Raw genomic sequence first — 24992 nt, forward strand, 5'->3', positions numbered from 1 at the left:
TTATAGAAAATAATTCTGGTGGATATTGGTTCAATATCCACCTTTACTGGTTTTAAAAGTGAGGTGTTGTATGTCAATTTCCCTGACAGAAAGTGCAGCCCAGCGTATTTTGGACTTTCTTGACAATCGAGGAAAAGGTGTCGGGTTGCGTTTGGGAGTGAGAACTTCCGGCTGCTCTGGTATGGCATATGTACTTGAATTTGCTGATACAGTTAATGAAGAAGATCAAATTTTTGAAGATAAGGGCGTGAAAGTCATCATTGACGGTAAAAGCATTCTTTACCTTGATGGCACTGAGTTGGATTTTGTCAAAGAAGGTCTGAATGAAGGCTTTAAATTCAACAACCCCAATGTTTCCAGCGAATGCGGTTGTGGGGAAAGCTTCCACGTTTAACCCCATTGTTTGACTCCGCACTTTGCGAAACTAAGAGTAACTTATGGACTACTTTACTTTATTCGGGCTGCCTTCGCGTTATGCGATTGACCGTGAGTTGTTGGCGACCCGTTATCAGGAATTACAGCGTCAGTTTCACCCAGATCGTTTTGCCAACCAACCTGAACGTGAAAAAACGCTGGCACTCCAACAAGCTGCTACCATCAATGCAGGTTACCAGACGCTAAAACATCCCCTGAAACGCGCAGAATATATGCTTTCTCAGCAAGGGTTTGATCTATCCAACGAACAGCACACAATGCAGGATACGGCTTTCCTGATGCAGCAGCTGGAGTTACGCGAAGAGCTTGATGTCATCGGACGTAGCACGGACCCAGAAACAGCACTGACCCATTTTTCATCTCGCCTCAATAAAATGATTAAAACTCGTAGTGAGCAGATGGAGCATCAGTTAGATGCTGGCGAATGGTCAACGGCAGCCGATACAGTTCGTAAATTACGCTTTTTGGATAAATTGCAACAGCAGGTTGAACAACTGGAAGAGCGGTTGCTGGATGATTTTTAGCTGAGATTTTTAGCTGCATAGTAGTTAGCTGAATAGTTAGCTGAATAGATTTATAGGGGCACACATGGCTTTATTACAAATCAGCGAACCTGGTCTATCTGCCGCACCTCACCAGCGTCGTCTGGCTGTGGGGATTGATCTTGGTACGACTCACTCACTGGTTGCGACTGTCCGCAGTGGTCAGGCGGAAACGTTGGCAGACAGTGAAAACCGTCACTTACTTCCTTCCGTTGTACAATATCGCAAAGAAGATATTCAAATTGGTTGGCAGGCTCGTCAGCAAGCAGCATCCGACCCCACTAATACCGTGAGTTCCGTCAAGCGTATGATGGGACGCTCTTTGGCTGACATTCAGCAACGTTATCCCAACCTGCCATATCAACTTCAGGCGAGTGAAAACGGTCTGCCATTGATCAACACTGTGGCGGGCTTGGTAGATCCTATTCAGGTTTCTTCTGAAATATTGAAATCGTTGGCACAACGGGCAGAAGAAACCTTGGATGGCAAACTCGATGGTGTTGTGATCACGGTTCCTGCTTACTTTGATGATGCACAACGTCAAGGCACCAAAGATGCTGCGCGATTAGCCGGTTTGCATGTTCTCCGTCTTTTGAATGAGCCTACAGCCGCGGCTATTGCTTATGGCCTTGACTCAGGTCAAGAAGGTGTAATCGCTATTTACGATCTTGGTGGCGGAACATTCGATGTTTCTATTCTCCGCCTTAGCCGTGGCGTATTTGAAGTTTTGGCAACGGGAGGCGATACCGCACTGGGTGGTGATGATTTTGACGCATTATTGGCGAATTGGATCCGTGAACAGGCCGGAATTAGCAATGACGATCATGGGTTACAGCGTCAATTGTTGGATATTGCTACTCAAACCAAGATTGCCTTGAGTGAAGCGGAGAGTGCGGAAATCCGGATTGCTGGCTGGGAAGGTAGAATCAGCCGCACAGAATTCAACGAATTAATTACCTCTCTGGTTAAACGCACATTATTTTCCTGCCGAAGGGCACTGAAAGATGCGGGTGTTACCGCTGATGAAGTATTGCAGGTAGTCATGGTTGGCGGTTCAACACGAGTGCCATTAGTGCGCAGTATGGTAGGGCAATTCTTTGACCGTGAGCCATTGACCTCTATTGATCCAGATAAAGTCGTGGCTGTCGGCGCTTCAATTCAGGCTGATATTTTGGTGGGTAACAAGCCTGACAGCGAAATGCTATTGCTGGATGTCATCCCCCTGTCACTTGGTTTAGAAACGATGGGAGGGCTAATTGAAAAAGTCATTCCACGTAATACCACTATTCCTGTTGCAAGAGCGCAAGAGTTTACCACTTTCAAAGACGGCCAAACTGCGATGAGCATCCATGTGGTGCAAGGCGAAAGGGAATTGGTCAACGATTGTCGTTCACTGGCACGGTTCACATTGCGTGGCATTCCGCCATTGCCGGCCGGTGGTGCACATATTCGCGTGACTTTTCAGGTCGATGCTGATGGTCTATTGAGCGTCAGTGCATTGGAGAAATCTACGGGTGTTGAAGCTTCCATTCAGGTGAAACCTTCTTATGGTTTATCAGATGAAGAAATCGCACGCATGCTCAAAGACTCCATGACGAATGCACAGGAAGATATTCAAGCCCGTAAATTGGCTGAACAAAAAGTGGAAGCCGCTCGGGTTCTGGAAAGTTTAACCAGCGCACTGGAAAAAGATGCTGACTTACTGAGTCAGGAAGAACATGCTGCCATTGACGCTGCTGCACAAGTATTAATTGAAAGCGTTCAGGGTGCTTCCCCTGATGCGATTGAAAGTGCAATTAAAGAATTGGACAAACAAACGCAGGAATTTGCCGCGCGCCGTATGGACACATCAATCCGCCGGGCTTTGGCGGGTCATTCTGTGGATGAGATTTAATTATGCCTAAAATTGTATTTTTACCTCATAACGAACTTTGCCCTGAAGGTGCAGTATTGGACGCTAAGGAAGGCGAATCAATTCTGGATGTTGCACTGCGTAATGGCATTGAAATTGAACATGCTTGTGAAAAATCTTGTGCATGTACCACCTGTCATTGCATCGTCAGAGAAGGTTTTGACTCACTGGAGGAAAGCACTGAACTGGAAGATGACATGTTGGACAAAGCATGGGGGCTGGAGCCGGAAAGTCGGTTGAGCTGTCAAACCAAAGTCACTGATGAGGATTTGGTCGTAGAAATCCCTAAATACACCATCAACCATGCCCGTGAACACTGACAGGAGGACGGAAAATGAAATGGTCTGACAGTCGTGATATTGGCGAAGCGCTGTATGATAAATTTCCGGATCTAGATCCCAAAACAGTACGTTTCACCGATATGCATGAATGGATTTGTGAACTGGATGGTTTTGATGATGACCCACAGAAATCCAATGAAAAAATATTGGAAGCTATCTTGTTAGTGTGGCTGGATGAATATGAGTAACGCGATATTTGTTCAAGACAAAAATAGCGCAAACTCACTGATTCTTGCTCAATAGCTTGGCATAGTCTGCATTTAATGGAAAACTGGCAATTGCCAGTTTTTTTACATTAGTAAACCCTTACTGTGAAACAGTGAATAATAAGATAAGAAGTGAGAGAAAATGACAAAACAAATCATGCCCATAACACTGTCTTATGAGCCAGCTAATGCTTGTTGGGGTGAAAAAGCACTAATTAGTTCGAGTGAGCAAGGGATCACCATCCACTTGGAAGGTAATGGAAAATTAGGCGCAATTCAACGCGCAGGGCGTAAAGTTGACGGACAAGGCATTCGCAACATTGCTCTAGTGGGTGATGGTTGGGATCTGGAAAGAAGTTGGGCATTCTGGCTGGGCTTTCGTTCACCTAAGGGCCTGCGCACGATTGAATGGCCGCAGTTATCTGTGGCGGAAAAACAAGAACTGGAAAGAAGGATTAAATTCATTGATTGGGTACGCGATACCATCAATCTTCCAGCAGAAGAATTAGGGCCAGAACAGCTTGCTCAACGGGCCATTGATTTGCTGACTGGCGTAGCAGGTGATGCCGTTAGTTATCGAATCATCAAAGGGAATGACCTGCGTGAGCAGGGTTACATGGGAGTCCATACTGTCGGACGTGGCTCTTCGCGTGAGCCTGTTTTTCTGGCATTGGATTTCAACCCGACAAAAGAGGCAAAAACCCCTGTCTTTGCCTGTCTGGTCGGTAAAGGTATTACCTTTGACTCTGGCGGGTATAGCATTAAACCTTCCAGTTCCATGGATTCCATGAAATCGGATATGGGCGGTTCGGCAACAGTAACGGGAGCATTGGCTCTTGCCATCAGTCGCGGTTTGAAGCATCGCGTAAAACTGTTCCTGTGCATTGCAGACAATATGGTGAGCAGCAATGCTTTCAAATTGGGCGACATTATCCGTTATCGCAATGGCAAAACGGTTGAAGTGATGAACACGGATGCGGAAGGGCGTCTGGTTCTGGCTGATGGTTTGATTGATGCCAGTGCAGAAAAAGCCCCACTGATTATTGATGCTGCAACTTTAACTGGTGCAGCAAAAATGGCAGTAGGGAACGATTATCACTCTGTATTCAGCTTTGATGATCAATTGGCATCTGATTTGTTATCAGCGGCTGATACTGAAAATGAATTGTTCTGGCGTTTACCGCTGGCTGAATTCCATCGTAGCCAATTGCCATCCAATTTTGCAGATCTGAACAACATTGCCTCACCTGCACATTCAGCGGGAGCAAGTACCGCAGCAGCGTTCTTGTCTCACTTTGTCGAAAATTACAAAAAAGGCTGGGTGCATATCGACTGCTCTGCAACTTACCGTAAATCATCTGTTGAACAGTGGGCAGCGGGTGCAACGGGATATGGTGTGCGTACTATTGCCAATTTATTGTTAGCGAAAGCAAAATAAAAGCGAAGAAGTAAAAAATCACATTTTCAAATTGCCTTTCTTGATAGCCTCTCTTAATGGGGGGCTATATGATTGAACTTTTCAATAGTCTTAACTGTAGTTCAAACATCATTGTTCGGAGATTTTCATGAGCTTATCAAATGGGCCTGTCGTTACCGAAATAAAAGTCCCTAGCGGAAGCAGTATCACCCTTAGTCAGCCAGAAGAACAACCGGTTCAGCTTATTGAGGCTTTAATTAATTTATTCAAACAACATAAACCCATTCGGCGTGCTTTTCTGGTTATGGCCCATGATAAAAATGTAGATGAAAAACCCAATCTATTAATTGGCTTAGAGTTTAGTGTGACACTATCAGACGATGAAATAAATTTGTTGATTCAAGAAGCGGGTGAACTGGCTTGCGAATATCTTGATGAAGATGAATCGGTCGATTTTTGCTTGCTTGATGAAAAAGAAAGGGGCATTAGTCATTATCTGATTCAGCATACTCAACCTTTCTATCAGCGAAAATTAGGTAGTTGGTTGAGGGATACTATCCCTGTTATCAATCAATAATGACCGAGTGTAATTTGGTTGTAATTATTCAACCAATATTACGAGAGATATCGAAAATTTGAAAAAACATAGGGTAAAAGTGCAGGGAGAATTTTATTCCAGCTAGAGAATTCGCTATTTTTTCTGCGCTTTAGTTATGTGAAATAGGAAGTACCATAATGAATATCCAAAAAAATAATATTCCGGACTATCCGGTAATCAATAAGGGTTATGGTTATGTATCAATGTCAATTTTGGCAAAAGGCTGCAAGGAGAAAGCGATACCTTGTGGTGATGATTGCTTCGTTATTTGCACTATTTGTACTGTCAGGATGCGATCAATCTGATAATACAGATAAAACTAAAACAGAAAACATCGAAAAACAGAACATTTCATTACCTCAGAATAAGCAGGTGGCCGATAATGAGAAATCGGAAACTTCGACTCCTCAATTAACAGTATCAGCCACAGAAAAAACAGTTACTGAAAAAGAAAGCCCTGAAAAACAGGCGACTAAAAAAGAACAACGTTATGCGGGTAAAGATGTCACCATCTTAGATGCCTCTGAGCTGCAATTGGATGGTGCGAGTGCGATGATAGTGACATTCTCCGTTCCTTTAGATCCGAATCAAAATTTCTCACAAAAATTGCATCTTGTTGATATTAAATCGGGGAAATTGGATGGGGCATGGGAGCTTTCCGATAACCAGATGGAGCTTAGGTTGCGTCATTTACCGCCGGCACGTGAGTTACAATTGACTGTTGATGAAGGTGTCCAAGGTATAAATGAGCGTCGATTGGCAACTGCCTATGAAAAAAAATTTAATACCAAACCTATTACGCCATCGGTAGGTTTTGCCAGCAAAGGAGTGTTGCTACCCAGTAAAGCAGCGGAAGGATTACCTGTTTTAGCGCTCAATGTTGATAGCGTAGATGTCAATTTTTTCAGAATCAAAGATGCGGCATTGCCCTCATTCATTGCCAACTGGCAATACAGCAGTAATATGAATTACTGGGAATCCAAGGAATTACTGCAAGAAACGGAATTAGTCTACACTGGTCGTTTTGACCTCAATCCTACTGCCAATACCCGTGAAAAATTATTGCTGCCAATTAATAACATCAAAGAATTACAAAGAGATGGCGTCTATCTGGCCGTAATGCAACAAGCGGGAAAATACACTTATAGCCATCCAATTACTCTGTTTACATTGAGTGACATTGGCGTCTCAATGCACAACTACCTGAACAGGATCGATGTATTTACCCAGTCACTGGAACAAGGATCTGGTCTGAAAGGCGTTGAAATTCGCCTTTTGGATGTAAAAGGGCAGCTTTTGTCAAAAGCAACAACGGACGGTGATGGTCATGCCTCGCTCGAAAAAACGGATAAAGCAAAATTACTGCTGGCCACTCAGGATGGGCACACCAGCATTATTGACTTGAATTCTCCGGCTTTGGATCTTTCTGAATTTGATATCGGAGGCCCTCAGGGATACAGCAAACAGTTTTTCGTCTTTGGCCCACGAGATCTTTATCGGCCGGGAGAAACGCTGATCGTTAACGGTTTACTGCGTGACGGTGATGGTCGTCCACTTAAATCACAGCCAGTTAAAGTAGATGTATTGAAAGCGGATAATCAGGTTGTTCGCAGTTTTGTTTGGCAAGCTGAAAACGGGTTGTACCAATATCGTTATCTGATACCTCGTGAAGCTGAAACAGGAATGTGGTCATTGCGATTTGATGTAGGTGATAACATCCCACGTTATTACAAATTTAATGTTGAAGATTTCATGCCTGAACGTATGGCGTTGGAAATTAAAGGAAACGTTAATCATCAACCGATATTGAAAGATCAAAATATTGAGTTCGCTATAACGGGCCGTTACCTGTATGGCGCGCCTGCTGCTGATAATCGTTTGCAAGGGCAATTGTTCTTGCGTCCTGCCCGTAATGCAGTGGCGAAATTATCAGGGTATGAATTCGGTTCTGTACAAGAAACTGATTTGATACGGACGCTGGATGAGTTTGATTTCACTTTAGATAGTGAAGGGAAAGCAAATCTCTCTGTCAGTGATAATAACTGGAAATCCGTTGCATCTCCCGTAAAAGTCATAGTACAGGCCAGTTTGCTGGAATCAGGCGGGCGCCCGGTGACACGCCGCGCAGAGCAGGCTATTTGGCCGGCCGAACAGCTAGTTGGTGTGCGTCCACTATTTAATAAGAAGTCCATTTATAATTATCGCACTGGTCGTGATGAAAACCGCTATAACGTGGATGAAAATTCACTGGCAGAATTTGAAATAGTTTATGCGGATGCGAACGGCAAAAAGCATGCTATATCAGAATTAAGGGCACGTTTGATATATGAACGGCGTGATTATTACTGGCGTTGGTCAGACAATAACGGTTGGGATTCGGGTTATGACCAGAAAGATTTGGTGATGGCTGATGAGCCTGTTCAGATTGCGAAAAATGGTGTAGCTAAAGTCAGTTTTCCTGTTGATTGGGGATCTTATCGCATTGAGGTAGTGAACCCTCAGAATCAGCTTGTCACTAGCCTGAATTTCTGGGCCGGTTATTCATGGCAGGATAATACCGGAGGTACAGGCGCAGTTCGCCCGGATCAGGTCAAATTGTCACTGGATAAACCCGCTTATAAGCCGGGTGAGAAAGTGAAGCTGCATATGATTGCACCGCAGGAAGGTAAAGGTTATTTGTTGGTAGAGTCCAGTGATGGCCCATTGTGGTGGCAGGAAGTAGACGTACCGGAAAAAGGTTTAGATATTGATGTCCCAATTAATCAAGCGTGGGCCCGTCATGATTTATATATCACAGCCGTTATTGTACGTCCGGGAGATAAATCTCGTCAGGCAACGCCTAAGCGAGCGATTGGCGTATTACATCTGCCACTGATGGACGAGGGGCGTAAGTTAAATTTGACCTTAAACGCACCTGATAAGATGCGCCCAAATCAGGATCTTACTGTCAGAATCAAAGCCGCACCTCAACAGGGACAAGAACTTCCTAAACAAGTCTATGTTTTACTTTCAGCAGTGGATACAGGAGTGTTGAGCATTACCGATTTTAAAACCCCTGATCCTTATGACGCTTTCTTCGGTCGTAAGCGCTACAGTGTTGACCAATATGATGTTTATGGTCATTTGATTGAGGCAGAAGGGCGTCAGGCCAACCTGCGCTTTGGGGGAGATGGTAGCGATAGTTCACTTGATCGGGGCGGTAAAAAACCACTGACAGAAGTTAAAATCATCGCAGAACAAGCCAAACCAATTACATTAAATGCTAATGGAGAGGGGGAAATTACCCTGCCGATCCCTGATTTCAATGGGGAGCTAAGGCTGATGGCGCAGGCATGGAGTGGCGATGAATTTGGTCACAGTGAACGTAAAATCGTTGTTGCCGCGCCAGTCATTACTCAGATGTCATTGCCTCGTTTTATGGCGGGAGGCGATCAATCCCAACTGTCACTGGATCTCACCAATTTGACTGAACAGCCACAAGCATTGACGCTGAACTTTGCTGCTGAGGGGCTGATTAAATTACAAGATGTGACAAGCAAAAAACTTATACTGGAAAAAGGAAAGCGGACAACAATTCAAATTCCTGTCAAAGCAGATTATGGTTTTGGGCAAGGTGAAGTGTTCCTGACGGTGAATGGCCTGAACTTACCTGACGAAAATCTGAAACAGTATAAAAATAGCTGGAAAATTGGCGTTCGCCCTGCATATCCAGCTAAAACTATCCAATTTGCTGATGTGATCCAGCAAGGGCAGAATTGGCAGTTACCACTGACGGCTATTGCTGGTTTGGAACCCAATACATTGGAAGGGCAGCTATTGCTGACCAGCAGACCGCCATTGCAAATCGCACGCTATATTCGTGAATTGTATGCTTACCCTTATGGCTGTCTGGAACAAACAGTGAGTGGGCTTTATCCATCACTCTATTCCAATGAATCCGAATTGAAAAAACTGGGTATCAAGACACAGAGCGATGAAAAACGTCGGGCAGCAATTGAGGCAGGAATTACACATTTGCTGAGTATGCAGCGCCATGATGGCGGCTTTTCATTGTGGAACCGTAATGGCGATGAAGAGTTCTGGCTGACTGCTTATGCGACAGATTTCCTGTTCCGTGCAAGTCAGCAAGGTTACAGCGTGTCGGTTGATGCCTTGAAAGCGGCTAATAACCGTTTACTGCGCTACCTACAGGATAAAGCCATCATTAGTGATCGTTACAGTAGGTCACGATCTGCGACACAATTTTCTGTACAAGCTTATGCCGGGTTAGTCTTGGCAAACCAGCAAAAAGCACCGCTGAGTGGATTGAGACAACTTTATGAACGTCGGGAACAGGCCGGAAGTGGCTTGTCTCTCGTTCAGCTAGGTATTGCACTGAAAATGATGGGGGATAATACTCGTGGCAATGAAGCTGTTCAGTCAGGGGTTGATAAATCACGTGAACCTGGCTATGGATTGGGTGATTACGGCAGCACCATCCGTGATAACGCACTGATTGTTGCCCTGCTGACAGAGCACAACATGTTGCAGAAAGAGCGGGATAATAAATTGCTCAATTTATCCAATGAACTGGCAACCCGTCACTACTTCTCAACACAGGAAAGTAATTCTCTTTATCTGGCAGGGCGTTACCTTATCGGCGTTACTGAACAACCATGGAAAGCAGCGATTAACCAGCAAATGCCACCACTTAACAGTGCCAGTGCATTGACTGAGTTGTTAACTGCGGAGCAGATCTCGAAAGGCATAGATATCAGTAATCGTGGTGATAACACGTTGTATTCACGCCTGAATGTAGTGGGCTATCCACTGAATACTCCGAGCCCTTATTCAAACGTTCTGAAAATTAAGCGTACTTACCTTGATTTGGAAGGAAACCCCGCTTACATCGAACGCATGAAAAGTGGAGAGATGGTCATTGTGAAGCTGGAAGTGAGTGCGAACCAATCAGTGCCAGATGCATTGGTGGTTGATTTACTGCCAGCAGGATTGGAAATTGAAAACCAAAATCTGGCAACCAGCAGTGCCAGTTTGAGTGAAAGTGCGGCAGGTTTGCAAGCGCTTGTTGAGGAAATGCAAAAAGCTGATGTGCGTCATATCGAATACCGTGATGATCGCTTTGTTGCCGCTGTTGCTGTGCCATCCTATAACTCAGTGACATTACTGTATCTGGCTCGCGCGGTCGCACCGGGAGTTTATCAGGTGCCTGCTCCGCAGGTTGAATCCATGTATGTTCCTAATTGGCGTGCAGTGGGTACAACCAACGCAAAACTGGAAGTTGTCCGCTAATTATCATCAGCCCCTATTATTGAAGATAGGGGCTCTTTTCTTTCGGATGCAGTTTTTCGGATACAGTTTTAATGAGAAGATTGTTTTCCCGCATTTATCTGCCTATTTTGGCAAGTATTCTGGCTATCTTGTTGCTACTTTTTGCCGCAATGTGGTTAGCAGATAAAATCTGGCCGTTGCCAATACATAACGTCAAAATGGCGCGAGTAGTGGTAGGATCTGATGGCTCACCATTGTGGCGCTTTGCTGACAATGAAGGAATTTGGCGTTATCCCGTCACGTTAGATCAAGTTTCTCCTGAATATCTTCAGGCATTGTTGACCTATGAAGATCGTTGGTTTTACAAACACCCGGGTATCAATCCTGTCTCTTTATTAAGAGCGGCATGGCAGGATATTCGTGCAGGAAAAATTGTGTCGGGAGGAAGTACCATTTCGATGCAAGTTGCCCGACTGGTTGATCCCCATCCTCGTACCTTTGCCGGAAAATTCAGGCAAATTTGGCGCACACTACAACTGGAGTGGCATTATTCAAAAGATGAAATTTTGGAGATGTATCTGAACCGTGCGCCATTTGGTGGCACATTGCAGGGCGTTGGGGCGGCAAGCTGGGCTTATTTGGGGAAATCGCCGTCAGAGCTTTCATCCGGCGAAGCGGCATTATTGGCTGTATTGCCACAAGCTCCCAGCCGATTACGGCCAGATCGCTATCCGGAACGGGCACAAGCCGCTCGTGATAAAGTATTACAGCGACTGGCGCAATATAACGTTTGGTCAGCGAAAAAAGTGGCTGATATTAAGGAAGAAAATGTCTGGCTGGCCCCGCGTCAGGTTCCTCAACTTGCGCCATTACTGGCAAGACGAATGATTAATGAAAACCAGCAGGAAGTCATTCAAACAACGATTGACACCAGTTTACAACGCCAACTGGAAGATATGGTACTTCACTGGAAATATCAACTGGCAGCAAAAACATCAATGGGTGTTTTGGTTGTTGATCACACCGACATGTCTGTCAAAGCTTACATTGGCTCTGTCGATTTTCAGGATAACAGCCGTTTTGGGCATGTGGATATGATAAGTTCATGGCGTTCACCGGGTTCCACACTCAAGCCCTTCTTGTATGCTATGACGTTGGATGATGGGCTGATTCATGGTGAATCTTTATTGCAGGATGTTCCTCGCCGTTTTAATGATTATCGCCCGGGTAATTTTGACAGTGGTTTTAATGGGCCAGTGAGTGCCAGCGAAGCGTTGGTAAGATCGCTGAATTTGCCTGCGGTGCAGCTTCTTGAAGCTTATGGTGCCAAGCGATTCACCGCTCATTTACGTAACGTGGGGATGAGTCTGCGTTTCCCATTGGGCAGTGAACCGAACTTAGCCCTTATTCTGGGAGGAACTTCCGTTCGTATGGATGAGTTGGTTGCGGCCTACAGTGCTTTTGCCCGTCAGGGAAAAGCATCTCCAGTGCGTTTTACACCACAGCAGGAAATACGGGATAGGCAACTGTTTTCTGCCGGGGCGGCTTGGATAGTCAGAAGGATTATGGCAGGAGAGGGACGTCCTCAACCTGATAATGTTTTACCGGCTGAAGTGCCACTGGCATGGAAAACAGGTACAAGCTACGGTTATCGTGATGCTTGGGCAATTGGTCTGAATGCCCGCTATACCATAGGGGTTTGGGTTGGCAGGCCGGATGGAACTCCTGTTGTTGGTCAATTTGGTTATGCCACTGCGATCCCTGTCATGAATCAAATCAACGGATTGTTAATGGAAAATCTACGTTATAGCTCAATGCGTACTCCTGTTGATCCGCGACCAGCCAGTGTCAGTCAGACGACTATTTGTTGGCCAAGTGGCATGGCTTTTTCTCAAGAAAGTGTTTTTCGGGAAGACGGTAATTGTCGCCAGCGCCGCCTGAGCTGGATTTTGGATAATACCATTCCCCCAACATTGCCTGCTGTTGGGCAAGAAGGTCTTTCAGGGATCAACGAACGAATATGGCTGGATAAAAATGGCTGGCGTGTTGCCCCTGATTGTCCTGATGCCAAGCCAGAGACAGTTGTCTTATGGCCAATTACACTGGAAGCATGGTTACCTGTTAAAGAGCAGCGGGCAAATCGTCTTCCTCCCATTAATCACCAATGCCCGCCCATGAAAGTGGATGAATCGCCATTGTTGATTATCGGGGTGCGTGAAGGAGATGTACTGAAACGCATTCCGGGTCAAAAGGATTTGGATTTACGAATAACAACGCAAGGAGGCAGTGGTAAACAATGGTGGTTTTTGGATGGTGAACAAGTTGCTGTGACAGAACATAATCAGTCATGGGTTAAGACCTTATCGCAACCGGGAAAATATCAGCTTACTGTGTTGGATTTGGGTGGTCAAATCAGCTCTATCAATTTTGTATTGAAGTGACTTATTCGTTGGTTATGGGAAGTAAACCATTAGATACGGAATTATCTTTTAAAACATGGCATTAGCCATGTTTTTTTGTATGTGAATATAGCTCACCTGTCTTTTATTCTTCTTTTGCGATAAAAAATTATTGTTTTACGTTAATTTATGTCTATAATTTAAACGACTCTGGCAATGGATTATAAAAATGATGAACACAGAAAAACTCACACGAATAACGACACTCAGTTTAGTCATGTCTAAATTATCGTTGTTAATTATCATCATCGTGATGGTGATTAATATTTTTAGCTGGTTGGAACCACAGTTAATTTTAGAAAAGTATGGATTAGAAATTTCGTTGACCGGAAGAGTATTATCTAACTTTGATCATAATGCTTTCAGTGCATGGAAATTAACCGGGGGAATATTGATTTCGACAATACCGCTATTGTCGCTGAGTGGCGGCTTTTGGGCTTTTCATCGCTTGTTTGGCAATTATAGAAAAGGTGATTATTTCTCCAAGCGTACTGTTAAATATTTGGAATATGCTGGCTGGGGAGTAATTCTATGGAGTGTCTTGGATATTCTTTGTGAACCTTTATTAACACTCTGGTTAACAATGGGAGCACCAGTCGGTGAACGTTTCTTCTCGTTGAGTTTAACTTCGAGTCATTTTGTCGCTATTTTCATTTCAGTTTGCCTGGCTATCATTTCACGTATTCTTTACCAAGCATGTGATATATACGATGAAAATCAGAGCATTATATAGGAGATACCATGGCAATTCTCATGAACTTGGATGTGATAATGGCGAAACGGAAAGTTAAATCCAAAGAATTAGCACAGGCTATTGGTATTACTGAACAGAATCTTTCTTTATTAAAGACCGGAAAAATTAAAGGAATTCGATTTTCTACGCTGAATGCTATTTGTCAATATTTGGATTGCCAACCCGGGGATATATTGGAATTTAAAGAGGATTAATCAGTTATTAAACTATACCCTTCGTCTTTTAAGTTGCTTCTTTGTTGGCTGCACTCACTCACCCCGGTTACATAGTTATCTATGCTCCCGGGGATTCATTCCCTTGCCGCCGCGATGCAACTTAAAATCCATTGGGTATCTATTAGGTTATTAATTCAACATAAACAGTGAGGGGAAAGATGAAAAGTTTTTCATATGTTTTGCTGTTGGGTATATTTTATATTCCAACTTCGTTTGCGGATATATCAGCAAAAAATGGTACTCAAAAAAATAGTAACCAAGAAATAACAGTTCAAAAGTCTTCTCATCCGGGAGAGTTGAGAAAGTGTACAGATTTATTACCCGCCGGCCACAAATATACCATTAGCATTATTGGCACATCGGATAAAACGACTCAAAGTACAGAAGGGAAGTTTACCGGGGACTTTAAAGTGTCTAATGATGTTAAACACGACGTCAACAAGGAAACAGCCGAAGAGATCAAGCCTTTTGTTCAATGTGTAACAGAGAGGGTTTTATAATTAATATTGGAATTAAAGTGCAAATTCAATGATCTTGGGCAGAATGCCTGTTTGGGATTTAATCGCCTGAGCAGGCATTCTGAGTTAAAATGTGATTCATGCTAAAAAATGATAATTTTCGCTAAGAAAGTTTTAATGAAATGTTATGTTTTTTGTAGGCAAGCAGAAAGTCTCCTCCTATAATCAACGCCTATTTTTATTCCTGTGAGATACAGGGTAAATTTGCCCTCAGTTTGACTTGGGGCATAAAAATTAAAATGAATCATCGCTGAAAGTGCCAAAGAGGTTATCCAATGACAATTGAACGTACTTTTTCCATTATCAAGCCCAATGCAGTAAAGAAAGATGTTATCGGCTCCATCTATGCTCGTTTTGAAAGCGCAGGGTTTAAAATCATCGCGGCCAAAATGCTGCATCTGACTCGTGAACAAGCAGAAGGTTTTTATGCTGAACACAAAGGCCGCCCTTTCTTTGATGGTCTGGTAGAGTTCATGACCTCTGGCCCAATTATGGTACAAGTTCTGGAAGGAGAAAATGCAGTACAGCGTCACCGTGATCTGATGGGTGCAACCAACCCTGACAACGCGCTGGCAGGAACGTTGCGCGCAGACTATGCGGATAGCTTTACTGAAAATGCTGTTCATGGCTCAGATTCCATTGAATCTGCAAACCGTGAAATTGCTTATTTCTTCAGTGATGATGAGATTTTCCCTCGCCACTGAGTCTTCAGTTACCCGTAGCATCTAAGCAGTAAAGTTTGTACAATGACGCGCCCCACTGATTTGATTTAGTGGGGCGTTTATTATTTTTATTTCAATGTTCGTTCTCTATTTCTGGAATTTTATAATGACTGGAATTCGAGATCGCCAGAATGGAATGTTCATTGAATTGGCAGTCACCGCATGAGAACTTAGTGCTGAAATGAAATCAGCACAGAGCCGAAAGTGTAACAACGAGGCGATGTAAAAAATGTCCCAACTTAACGAAACCGTACCACCTTCAACCTCCGCCGTATCTGTCACGCCTGAAAAGAAAAACGGTAAAATCAACCTGCTTGACCTTAACCGTAAACAAATGCGTCAATTCTTTATCGATATGGGAGAAAAACCTTTTCGTGCCGATCAGGTCATGAAATGGATTTACCATTATTGCTATGACGACTTTGAGCAGATGACAGATATCAACAAAGTTCTCAGGGCTAAATTGCAACAAGTTGCTGAAATCAAAGCACCGGAAGTTGCAGAAGAACAACGCTCCTCTGATGGCACCATAAAATGGGCGATTACTGTTGGTGATCAACAGGTTGAAACGGTTTATATCCCGGAAGATGATCGGGCGACACTATGTGTTTCATCTCAGGTGGGATGTGCTCTAGAGTGTAAGTTCTGTTCTACGGCTCAGCAGGGTTTTAACCGTAACCTTCGGGTATCTGAAATTATTGGTCAGGTTTGGCGCGCCGCTAAGATCATTGGTTCGCTGAAATCCAGTGGTCGCCGTCCCATCACCAATGTGGTGATGATGGGAATGGGCGAGCCATTACTCAATTTGAATAATGTCGTGCCCGCAATGGAAATCATGATGGATGATTTCGGTTTTGGCCTGTCAAAACGTCGCGTGACATTATCAACGTCCGGCGTTGTCCCTGCATTGGATAAATTGGGCGATATGATTGATGTTGCATTGGCAATTTCTTTGCATGCACCTACCGATGACATTCGTGACGAAATCGTGCCAATTAACCGAAAATACAACATTGAAGAGTTTTTGGCTGGGGTACGTCGTTATCTGACAAAATCCAATGCCAATCAGGGGCGTGTCACGGTGGAATATGTGATGCTTGATCACGTTAATGACAGCGTTGAACAGGCTCACCAGTTGGCGGAATGCCTGAAAGATACGCCAAGTAAGATCAACTTGATCCCTTGGAACCCGTTCCCCGGTGCACCTTATGGCCGTAGTTCCAATAGCCGAATCGATCGTTTTTCCAAGGTTCTGATGGAATATGGTTTCACAACCATCGTGCGTAAAACGAGAGGAGACGACATTGATGCTGCCTGTGGACAGCTTGCGGGTGAGGTCATTGATAGAACAAAACGGACATTGAAAAAACGTCTGGCAGGTGAACCTATTCAGGTAAAAACAGTCTAATTTTTTGTTTAATATCGATTAATAGCTAAAAATTTGGCGAAGTTTGACATATTCTTATAAATGAAAATGGTATGATACGGAAATCAATAATTTGGTCTATAGTTTGTTTTGGCTTGTTAGCGGGGTGCGCAGAACACTCAACGCATCGTGCTTCTCAGGTCGTTGCCATAGATACACGATTACAGCTAGGGAAGGCTTATTTGGTAGAACGGAATTTACCGGCTGCCAAATATCATTTTCAGAAGATCTTGCTGGTGGAGCCCCGTCATCCAGAGGCGCATTTAGGTATGGCATTGCATGAACAATATGCTGGCCGACCTGAAGCCGCCAGCCAGCATTACGGAATAGCCATGCAGCAGACGGCAGGACGTGATACTGTAATACGTCATTATCATGCTTTTCTCTGTGAACAAAAGCGGTTTGAAGAAGCTAAGCAATTGCTCACGGAAAATAGGGAAAGCAACATAAACCGTTATCTCTGTGAGAGATGATTTTTTGCGTTCAACGCAGTGCAAGATGATTTCGCGGCACAAATTAGTTAGAAGCTCTCTTAAATTAATTTGCGTAAATTCTTTAACCCAGAACAGTACCAGTGTCCCTAGCTAATGAAGACTGAAACTTACCCAGAAGAAGCCAATCTGACAACAGGTCAGATTCTGCGTCAGGCTCGTGAAAAACTTGAGCTTTCTCAGCAAACTGTGGCAGATCGCTTGTGTCTTAAACTGTCCACTGTTCGTGATATTGAAGAAGATAATATTCCATCAAATATTACACCAACATTTTTTCGTGGATACATTCGCGCTTATGCGAAACTGGTTCAAGTGCCTGAATCTGAGATCTTAAGCATTTTAGATAAACAAATGCCCGCCAAAACCATGAAAGTTTCTCCAATGCAAAGTTTTTCCTCGGGGAAAAAACGTAAAAAGAGTGATGGTTGGTTAATGAAATTAACATGGGCTATCATCATTCTGCTACTTGGTATGACTGGCTTATGGTGGTGGCAGAACTACAAGGCGCAACAAAAAGAATTGTCCACAATGGCATCACAATCCAGCGTCCAAAGTGCCCATGTTCAGGGCGCTGAAAATAGCCCGGGTACTTCAACCGCAATAGCGGATAACACGATAGCGGATAATGTATCCGCACCCCTGAAACAAAATCAATCTGGGTCGGTTTCTCAAGAGAAAGCGTCTCCAGAACAGGCGAATGGCACAGGAATAAAAAACAGTGCTTCAACCGCTTCCAATGCGCCAGTGTCCATGGCAACAGAGCCAAAAACAGTTCTTAATCCAGCGGCAACAAATACGACTTCAGAAAACACCAGCGTAACGACTAATACAGGTACGGAAAATCCTGTTGTCAGTACATCATCAGCTGACGTGAACAATATTAGCGCTACAAGCAGCAATGAGCTGGTCATGGACTTCAACGGGGAATGTTGGTTAGAAGTCAAGGATGCTAAAGGTAAGTTACTGTTTAGTGGCACGAAAAAGAAAGGCGATAACCTGAAACTTTCCGGCGTATTGCCTTACTCTTTGAACATTGGTGCGCCTTCACAGGTTAAGGTTCAGTTTCAGGGGAAACCGGTGGATCTGAATTCCTTTATTAAGAAAGGCGTGTCTGCCAAACTGAAGCTGAAATAAACTCAGCGACAGAGTTTCTGGCAAATTTATCTTGTAAAGAATTTGGGCGAACATTGAATAAGCATTCATGTTCGCCTGTGTGTATTATTCACCACAGCATAGTTGTAATTTTTATAAACAAAATACAGGGATGTAGGGGAGTAATGTAAAAATGCATAATGAATCACCGATAAAAAGACGTAAATCCACACGTATTTATGTCGGTAATGTGCCCATAGGGGATGACGCACCCATCGCGGTGCAATCAATGACTAACTCACGGACAACTGATGTTGAGGCAACCGTCAATCAAATCAAAGCATTAGAGCGAGTTGGTGTTGATATCGTCCGTGTTTCTGTTCCGACCATGGATGCGGCTGAAGCGTTTAAATCCATCAAACAGAAGGTCAATGTTCCCCTCGTTGCTGACATCCATTTTGATTACCGCATTGCATTGAAGGTAGCCGAATATGGTGTGGACTGCTTGCGCATTAATCCCGGCAATATTGGTAATGAGGAACGCATCCGTCAGGTTGTGGATTGCGCTCGTTACAATAACATTCCAATTCGTATCGGGGTCAATGGTGGATCGCTGGAAAAAGATCTACAGGAAAAATATGGCGAACCAACACCGGAAGCGCTGGTTGAATCAGCAATGCGCCATGTGGATATCCTCGATCGCCTGAACTTTGACCAATTCAAAGTGAGTGTCAAAGCCTCTGACGTTTTCTTGGCCGTTGGCGCTTATCGTTTACTGGCACAGAAAATTGATCAACCGTTACATCTGGGCATCACCGAAGCAGGTGGCGCTCGCGCAGGTGCGGTGAAGTCTTCAATTGGTCTGGGCATTTTATTGTCAGAAGGAATTGGCGACACGTTGCGCATCTCTTTGGCCGCAGATCCGGTAGAGGAAGTTAAAGTCGGCTTCGATATATTGAAAGCATTGCGCATTCGTTCGAGAGGCATCAACTTCATTGCCTGCCCGACTTGTTCACGCCAGGAATTTGATGTTATCGGTACTGTTAATGCGCTTGAGCAACGTCTTGAAGATCTCATTACACCAATGGATGTTTCTATCATTGGCTGCGTCGTGAATGGCCCGGGAGAAGCAGAAGTTTCAACACTTGGCGTAACAGGCGCTAAAACGAAAAGCGGTTTTTATGAAGATGGCATTCGTCAGAGAGAGCGTCTTGATAATAAAGACCTGATTGATCAGCTTGAAGCGAAGATCCGGGCTAAGGCTGCAATCCTTGATGCTAATAACCGGATCAGCATTAATCAGCTTGATGAGTAATATGCCTGATGCTGGTTCATGTTATCATGCGCCAGCTATGCTTTTTATCTAGGTATCTATTGGATAAACGGGCATATAGTGAGAATTTTGTTTGCTGATTGAACCTGATAAGTATTCGCTTTTATAATCGATGCCATTGTATAAATATTAATAAGAGATAAAACGTGACAAAAAATATCCCAGCTATTCGTGGCATGAACGATTGCCTTCCTGCTGAAACGGCCATCTGGCAACGAGTTGAATCTACGGTAAAGCGTGTGCTGTCAGGTTATGGTTTCAGCGAAATTCGGACACCGATTGTAGAACAGACCCCGTTATTTAAACGTGCAATTGGGGAAATCACCGATGTTGTCGAAAAAGAGATGTACACTTTTGACGACCGCAATGGAGAAAGTTTGACCCTGCGCCCGGAAAATACCGCAGGATGTGTCCGAGCCGGTATTCAGCATGGTCTGCTGTACAATCAGGAGCAGCGCTTATGGTATATCGGGCCGATGTTCCGATATGAGCGTCCACAAAAAGGCCGTTATCGCCAATTCCATCAATTGGGTGCCGAAGTTTTTGGCCTGCAAGGGCCGGATATCGATGCTGAACTCATTTTAATGACAGCACGCTGGTGGCGCGAACTGGGCATTGCTGACCACGTTACGCTCGAATTGAACTCCATTGGTTCACTGGAAGCTCGTGCAGATTATCGTGAAGCACTGGTTGAGTTTCTTGAACAGCATAAAGAGAAGCTGGATGAAGACTGCCAGCGTCGGATGTATACCAACCCTCTGCGTGTATTGGATTCCAAAAATCCTGAAATTCAGCAACTTCTTAATGATGCACCGGAACTGTTTGATTATCTTGATGCCGAATCAAAAGAACATTTTGATGGATTGTGTCAGATACTTGATAACGCGGGTATCAAATACCGCATTAACCAGCGTCTGGTTCGTGGTCTTGATTATTACAACCGTACTGTCTTTGAATGGGTAACCTCTGCATTGGGAGCTCAGGGAACAGTCTGTGCGGGTGGGCGTTACGATGGTCTGGTTGAACAATTAGGTGGAAAAGCAACACCGGCAGTGGGTTTCGCCATGGGCATGGAACGTATGGTTCTGTTAGTGCAGGAAATTAATCCTGACTTTGTTGCCGATTTGACGGTTGCTGATGTTTATCTCTCTTCCTTTGGTGAAGGCAGTCAACAAGCCGCATTGATTCTGGCAGAAAAAATCCGTGATCAACTGCCAGAATTGCGCCTGATGACTAACCACGGTGGAGGTAACTTTAAGAAACAATTGACTCGTGCGGGTAAGCATGGTGCTAAAGTTGCCCTGATCCTCGGAGAAGATGAAATTCAGGCTGGCAACGTAACAATAAAAGATTTACGTAACGGTGAACAAGAAACGTTGTCACAACAAACGGTCGCGGCACGTTTGAGCGAATTGTTAGGCTAAGGAGAGACTCTGTGCAAGTCTATACCACTGAAACTGAACAAGTTGACGCGATAAAGCGTTTTTTCGTCACCAACGGTAAATACCTTGCTGTTGGTTTGGTTCTGGGCATTGGCGTGTTGGTTGGCTGGCGTTACTGGCAGACTCATCAAACAAACCAATTACATGAAACGGCAGCGACGTTTGAGAAATTGAACAAATCTCTGGCGTTGGGGTCGAAAGAGGGTGTTGCTGCCGTAGATAAATTCGCGAATGAAACGAATAATATCTACGGTGTCATGGCTGATCTGGAACTGGCAAAACATGCTGTCGGGCAGAATGACTTGGCTCAGGCCGAGAAAAATTTGCTGGCAGCATCAGCTAAAGCTACAGATGAAGAGATGAAAACGTTATCCAACCTTCGTTTGGCCCGGGTTCAATTGGCGGAAGATAAAACGGATGCTGCATTGAAAACGTTAGAATTGGTCAAGGGAAAAGGCTGGTTGGTTGTTGCTGAGGATATCCGTGGAGATATTCTGGCGAAAAAAGGTGATATTGCCGGTGCTCGTGCCGCATATTCCAAAGGGCTTGAATCTGATGGCCCTCAGACGATGAAAGATTTCATTAAAATTAAACTTAATAATTTATCCAACTAAGGGAGCCAACTTCTAATGCAACTGCGAAAAACACTCTTGGTTGGGCTGGTTGCTTCTGTTCTGCTGGCTGGTTGTTCAAGCGAACAGGATACGGTAACAATGTCACCGTTGCCGAAGGTTGAAAATCAATTCAAACCTCGTGTTGTCTGGGATAAATCCGTTGGCGGCGGTGTTGGGCGCTACTATTCTCACTTGTCACCGGTTTGGCAGGGCTCAACGGTTTATGCTGCTGACCGAAATGGTGTTGTCAAAGCGTTTGATATAGACAGTGGCAAAGAGTTGTGGGCAACGGACTTATCAGAGAAAGCAGGTCTTCTGTCATCTCGTTTGCCGGCGCTACTGTCAGGGGGCGTGACTGTTTCCGGTGATCGTCTCTATGTTGGCACAGAAAAAGCAAAAGTCATCGCGTTGGATGCCACAACCGGTAAAGTTGAATGGGATTCAACAGTTGCCGGCGAAGCGTTATCGCGCCCGGTGGTAAGTGATGGTTTCGTCTTGATTCACACTGGCAATGGTATGTTGCAGGCATTGAATGAAGGTGATGGTAGTATCGCTTGGTCAGTCAACATGGATACACCTCCGTTGTCAGTTCGTGGTGAATCCGCTCCTGCCGTGGCCTATGGTGCCGCAGTTGTGGGTGGTGACAATGGGCGTGTCAGCGCCGTCCTGCTGTCTCAAGGGCAATTAATTTGGCAACAGCGCATTTCTCAGGTGACGGGAGCCACTGAAATTGATCGCCTGAATGACGTTGATATGACTCCGGTCATTTCTAACAATGTTATTTATGCCATTGCTTATAACGGTAATTTAGTTGCAATGGATATGCGTTCGGGGCAGATCATCTGGAAACGTGATCTGGGTTCGGTGAATGATATGGTCGTGACTGATGATAATATTTTCATTGTTGATCAAGACGATCGTATTTTATCCCTGCGTAAGAGCGATGGGGTGACACTGTGGGCGCAAAGTGATCTCTTGCATCGTAACTTGACCGCACCGGAAATGTATAATGGCTATCTGGTTGTTGGAGATAGCGAAGGTTATCTGCATTGGTTGAATCTGGCTGATGGCAAATTTGTGGCTCAGCATAAGGTTGATGGTTCTGGCCTATTGAGCCGCCCTGTTGTTGCCAGCGATAAACTGATGGTACAAGCGAAGGACGGGACAGTTTACCTGTATACCCGCTAATTCCAGAACGTGTTTTAGCGTTATATGACGCTATACGAAATAGCACGAAACTATACGGCTCCTGTGCTGAAAGTAACAGGGGCCGTTTCGTCTTTTTAGTATCTTGTAGTAGTGAGCAACATTGGTTGGATCATTTCTAGCAGGATATCGATTTAAATTTAGTCATGAGGCATCAAAAAAATGATACCTGTCGTTGCGCTGGTTGGGCGCCCCAATGTTGGAAAATCCACCTTATTTAACCGATTAACCCGCACCAGAGATGCGCTGGTAGCGGATTTCCCTGGCTTAACCCGTGATCGTAAATATGGACGGGCAGAAGTTGAAGGGCAGGAGTTCATCATCATTGATACGGGAGGTATCGATGGTGCGGAAGAAGGCGTAGAAACACATATGGCTACGCAATCTTTGATGGCTATCGAAGAGGCTGATATTGTTCTCTTCATGGTTGATGCCAGATCAGGGTTGATGCCAGCCGATCATGCGATTGCCAAGCATTTGCGCAGTCGTGAAAAAGCAACCTTTTTGGTGGCAAACAAGACTGATGGCATTGATATTGACACTTCCATTGCAGAATTCTACTCATTGGGATTAGGGGATATTTATTCTATTGCCGCTTCCCACGGCCGTGGCGTGACGCAGTTGATTGAACGTGCCTTGCTGCCTTTTTCTGAGAAAGAAGAAACGGAAGAAGTCGAATTAACGGAAGAAGAGGCTAATGCTGCTTATTGGGCAGAGATGGAACAGGCTGAACTTGATGCTTCTGTTGAACAGGAAGAAGAGGAAGCGTTTGATCCTACTGGCTTGCCTCTAAAACTTGCGATTGTTGGTCGTCCGAATGTAGGGAAATCCACATTAACCAACCGTATCCTGGGGGAAGAGCGGGTTGTCGTTTATGATATGCCAGGCACAACCCGTGACAGTATTTATATTCCTATGGAGCGTGATGGGCGCGAATATATCCTGATTGATACTGCGGGTGTTCGTAAACGGGGTAAGATTACGGAAACCGTTGAAAAATTCTCCGTTATTAAAACACTTCAGGCCATTGAAGACGCTAATGTCGTGTTATTGGTGGTAGATGCCCGCGAAGGTATTTCTGATCAGGATCTTTCTCTGCTCGGCTTTATTCTTAATAGCGGTCGCTCGCTGGTTATTGCCGTCAACAAATGGGATGGCATGAGTCAGGAAGATAAAGATCACGTCAAGGATATGCTGGATCTGCGTTTGGGCTTTGTTGATTTTGCGCGTGTTCACTTTATTTCTGCACTGCATGGTAGTGGTGTTGGCAATTTATTTGAGTCAATTCAGGAAGCTTATGAAAGCGCAACCCGCCGTGTTAACACTTCCTTACTGACCCGTATCATGCGCATGGCAGAAGATGATCATCAGCCGCCAATGATCCGTGGTCGTAGGGTTAAGATGAAATACGCTCATGCGGGGGGTTATAACCCACCGATTGTTGTGATCCACGGTAATCAGGTAACAGACTTACCCGATTCTTATAAGCGTTATTTGATGAATTACTTCCGTCGCTCTTTAAAAGTGATGGGAACACCGATTCGTATCCAGTTTAAAGAAGGGGCTAACCCTTATGCGGGTAAGAAAAATACATTAACAGCAACCCAGCTTCGTAAGCGTAAACGTTTAATGGAGCATTTGAAAAAGCGTTAATTATTTTAAAAAATACAATAAATAAAGGGCTATTTTTAGCCCTTTATTATCAAGGATTGCGTGTTTCCATTCGTAATCATAATCTGAAATAAATTTTTTTAGTGTTTTATTCTGCAAAATAAAAGATATCAGTTTTAACTGCTTTCTGTATATTTTATAGGATAAAGATAATCTATTTATTCCCAACTCTATAATAAAATTCATAAATATAATGAATGTCAAAGCAATCCTTTAATTAAGTCACTCGCGGCCTTGCGTGATGGCTTTGGTGCTTAACGTCAAAGAAACACTTCCCGATAGTGAATAATTATTTTATTATTTGGGTAATATTTTGTCATTATATAATGA

21 protein-coding genes are annotated in these 24992 nt (G+C 44.2%); all 21 read left to right on the forward strand.

Features of this window, described 5'->3' with window-relative positions; translation table 11 throughout:
• Positions 1–70: 70 nt before the first annotated feature.
• The 21 genes from iscA to der all read left to right on the forward strand — a co-directional run bounded on the left by iscA (position 71) and on the right by der (position 24644).
• Positions 71–394, forward strand: a complete 324-nt coding sequence (gene iscA, locus AB204_RS08505) for an iron-sulfur cluster assembly protein IscA (RefSeq protein WP_047962950.1) — start codon at positions 71–73, stop codon at positions 392–394.
• A gap of 43 nt (positions 395–437) precedes the next feature.
• Positions 438–959: a co-chaperone HscB gene (hscB, locus tag AB204_RS08510; RefSeq protein ID WP_047962951.1), complete on the forward strand. Its 522-nt coding sequence runs from the start codon at positions 438–440 to the stop codon at positions 957–959.
• Positions 960–1023: 64 nt separating this feature from the next.
• Positions 1024–2871 (forward strand): Fe-S protein assembly chaperone HscA, encoded by a 1848-nt coding sequence (gene hscA / locus AB204_RS08515; RefSeq protein WP_047962952.1) that lies wholly within the window; start codon positions 1024–1026, stop codon positions 2869–2871.
• 2 nt (positions 2872–2873) lie between these two features.
• Complete coding sequence (gene fdx, locus AB204_RS08520) at positions 2874–3209, forward strand: ISC system 2Fe-2S type ferredoxin (protein ID WP_047962953.1); 336 nt, start codon at positions 2874–2876, stop codon at positions 3207–3209.
• Between the two features lie 14 nt (positions 3210–3223).
• Positions 3224–3418: a Fe-S cluster assembly protein IscX gene (gene iscX, locus AB204_RS08525; protein WP_047962954.1), complete on the forward strand. Its 195-nt coding sequence runs from the start codon at positions 3224–3226 to the stop codon at positions 3416–3418.
• 160 nt (positions 3419–3578) lie between these two features.
• Positions 3579–4874, forward strand: a complete 1296-nt coding sequence (pepB, locus tag AB204_RS08530) for an aminopeptidase PepB (RefSeq protein WP_047962955.1) — start codon at positions 3579–3581, stop codon at positions 4872–4874.
• A gap of 127 nt (positions 4875–5001) precedes the next feature.
• On the forward strand, positions 5002–5430 hold the full coding sequence (locus tag AB204_RS08535) for an enhanced serine sensitivity protein SseB C-terminal domain-containing protein (RefSeq protein ID WP_047962956.1): 429 nt from the start codon (positions 5002–5004) through the stop codon (positions 5428–5430).
• A 216-nt stretch (positions 5431–5646) separates the two neighbouring features.
• Positions 5647–10740: an alpha-2-macroglobulin family protein gene (locus AB204_RS08540; protein ID WP_047962957.1), complete on the forward strand. Its 5094-nt coding sequence runs from the start codon at positions 5647–5649 to the stop codon at positions 10738–10740.
• A gap of 71 nt (positions 10741–10811) precedes the next feature.
• Positions 10812–13160: a peptidoglycan glycosyltransferase PbpC gene (pbpC, locus tag AB204_RS08545; protein ID WP_047962958.1), complete on the forward strand. Its 2349-nt coding sequence runs from the start codon at positions 10812–10814 to the stop codon at positions 13158–13160.
• 187 nt (positions 13161–13347) lie between these two features.
• Positions 13348–13911: a DUF2975 domain-containing protein gene (locus AB204_RS08550; protein ID WP_053067861.1), complete on the forward strand. Its 564-nt coding sequence runs from the start codon at positions 13348–13350 to the stop codon at positions 13909–13911.
• 8 nt (positions 13912–13919) lie between these two features.
• Complete coding sequence (locus tag AB204_RS08555; protein ID WP_047962959.1) at positions 13920–14126, forward strand: helix-turn-helix domain-containing protein; 207 nt, start codon at positions 13920–13922, stop codon at positions 14124–14126.
• 179 nt (positions 14127–14305) lie between these two features.
• Complete coding sequence (locus AB204_RS23450; RefSeq protein ID WP_235428054.1) at positions 14306–14647, forward strand: hypothetical protein; 342 nt, start codon at positions 14306–14308, stop codon at positions 14645–14647.
• Between the two features lie 293 nt (positions 14648–14940).
• Entirely contained in the window at positions 14941–15369 is a 429-nt protein-coding gene (ndk, locus tag AB204_RS08565; protein WP_047962960.1) for a nucleoside-diphosphate kinase, read from the forward strand.
• A 247-nt stretch (positions 15370–15616) separates the two neighbouring features.
• A complete protein-coding gene (locus AB204_RS08570) occupies positions 15617–16795 on the forward strand; it encodes a bifunctional tRNA (adenosine(37)-C2)-methyltransferase TrmG/ribosomal RNA large subunit methyltransferase RlmN (protein WP_047962961.1) in 1179 nt (392 codons plus the stop codon).
• A 71-nt stretch (positions 16796–16866) separates the two neighbouring features.
• A complete protein-coding gene (locus tag AB204_RS08575) occupies positions 16867–17286 on the forward strand; it encodes a tetratricopeptide repeat protein (RefSeq protein WP_047962962.1) in 420 nt (139 codons plus the stop codon).
• Positions 17287–17400: 114 nt separating this feature from the next.
• Positions 17401–18438: a cytoskeleton protein RodZ gene (gene rodZ, locus AB204_RS08580; RefSeq protein ID WP_047962963.1), complete on the forward strand. Its 1038-nt coding sequence runs from the start codon at positions 17401–17403 to the stop codon at positions 18436–18438.
• A gap of 151 nt (positions 18439–18589) precedes the next feature.
• Positions 18590–19711 carry a flavodoxin-dependent (E)-4-hydroxy-3-methylbut-2-enyl-diphosphate synthase gene (gene ispG, locus AB204_RS08585; RefSeq protein ID WP_047962964.1) on the forward strand — a complete coding sequence of 374 codons (1122 nt, stop codon included), beginning with the start codon at positions 18590–18592 and terminating at the stop codon, positions 19709–19711.
• Between the two features lie 164 nt (positions 19712–19875).
• Complete coding sequence (gene hisS, locus AB204_RS08590; protein WP_047962965.1) at positions 19876–21153, forward strand: histidine--tRNA ligase; 1278 nt, start codon at positions 19876–19878, stop codon at positions 21151–21153.
• Positions 21154–21164: 11 nt separating this feature from the next.
• Positions 21165–21785: a YfgM family protein gene (locus AB204_RS08595; RefSeq protein WP_047962966.1), complete on the forward strand. Its 621-nt coding sequence runs from the start codon at positions 21165–21167 to the stop codon at positions 21783–21785.
• A 15-nt stretch (positions 21786–21800) separates the two neighbouring features.
• Positions 21801–22973: an outer membrane protein assembly factor BamB gene (gene bamB / locus AB204_RS08600; protein ID WP_047962967.1), complete on the forward strand. Its 1173-nt coding sequence runs from the start codon at positions 21801–21803 to the stop codon at positions 22971–22973.
• Between the two features lie 180 nt (positions 22974–23153).
• Positions 23154–24644, forward strand: coding sequence for a ribosome biogenesis GTPase Der (gene der / locus AB204_RS08605; protein WP_047962968.1), 1491 nt, complete (start codon positions 23154–23156; stop codon positions 24642–24644).
• Positions 24645–24992 lie beyond the last annotated feature (348 nt).

The sequence above is a fragment of the Xenorhabdus khoisanae genome, assembly GCF_001037465.1.
Classification (GTDB): domain Bacteria; phylum Pseudomonadota; class Gammaproteobacteria; order Enterobacterales; family Enterobacteriaceae; genus Xenorhabdus; species Xenorhabdus khoisanae.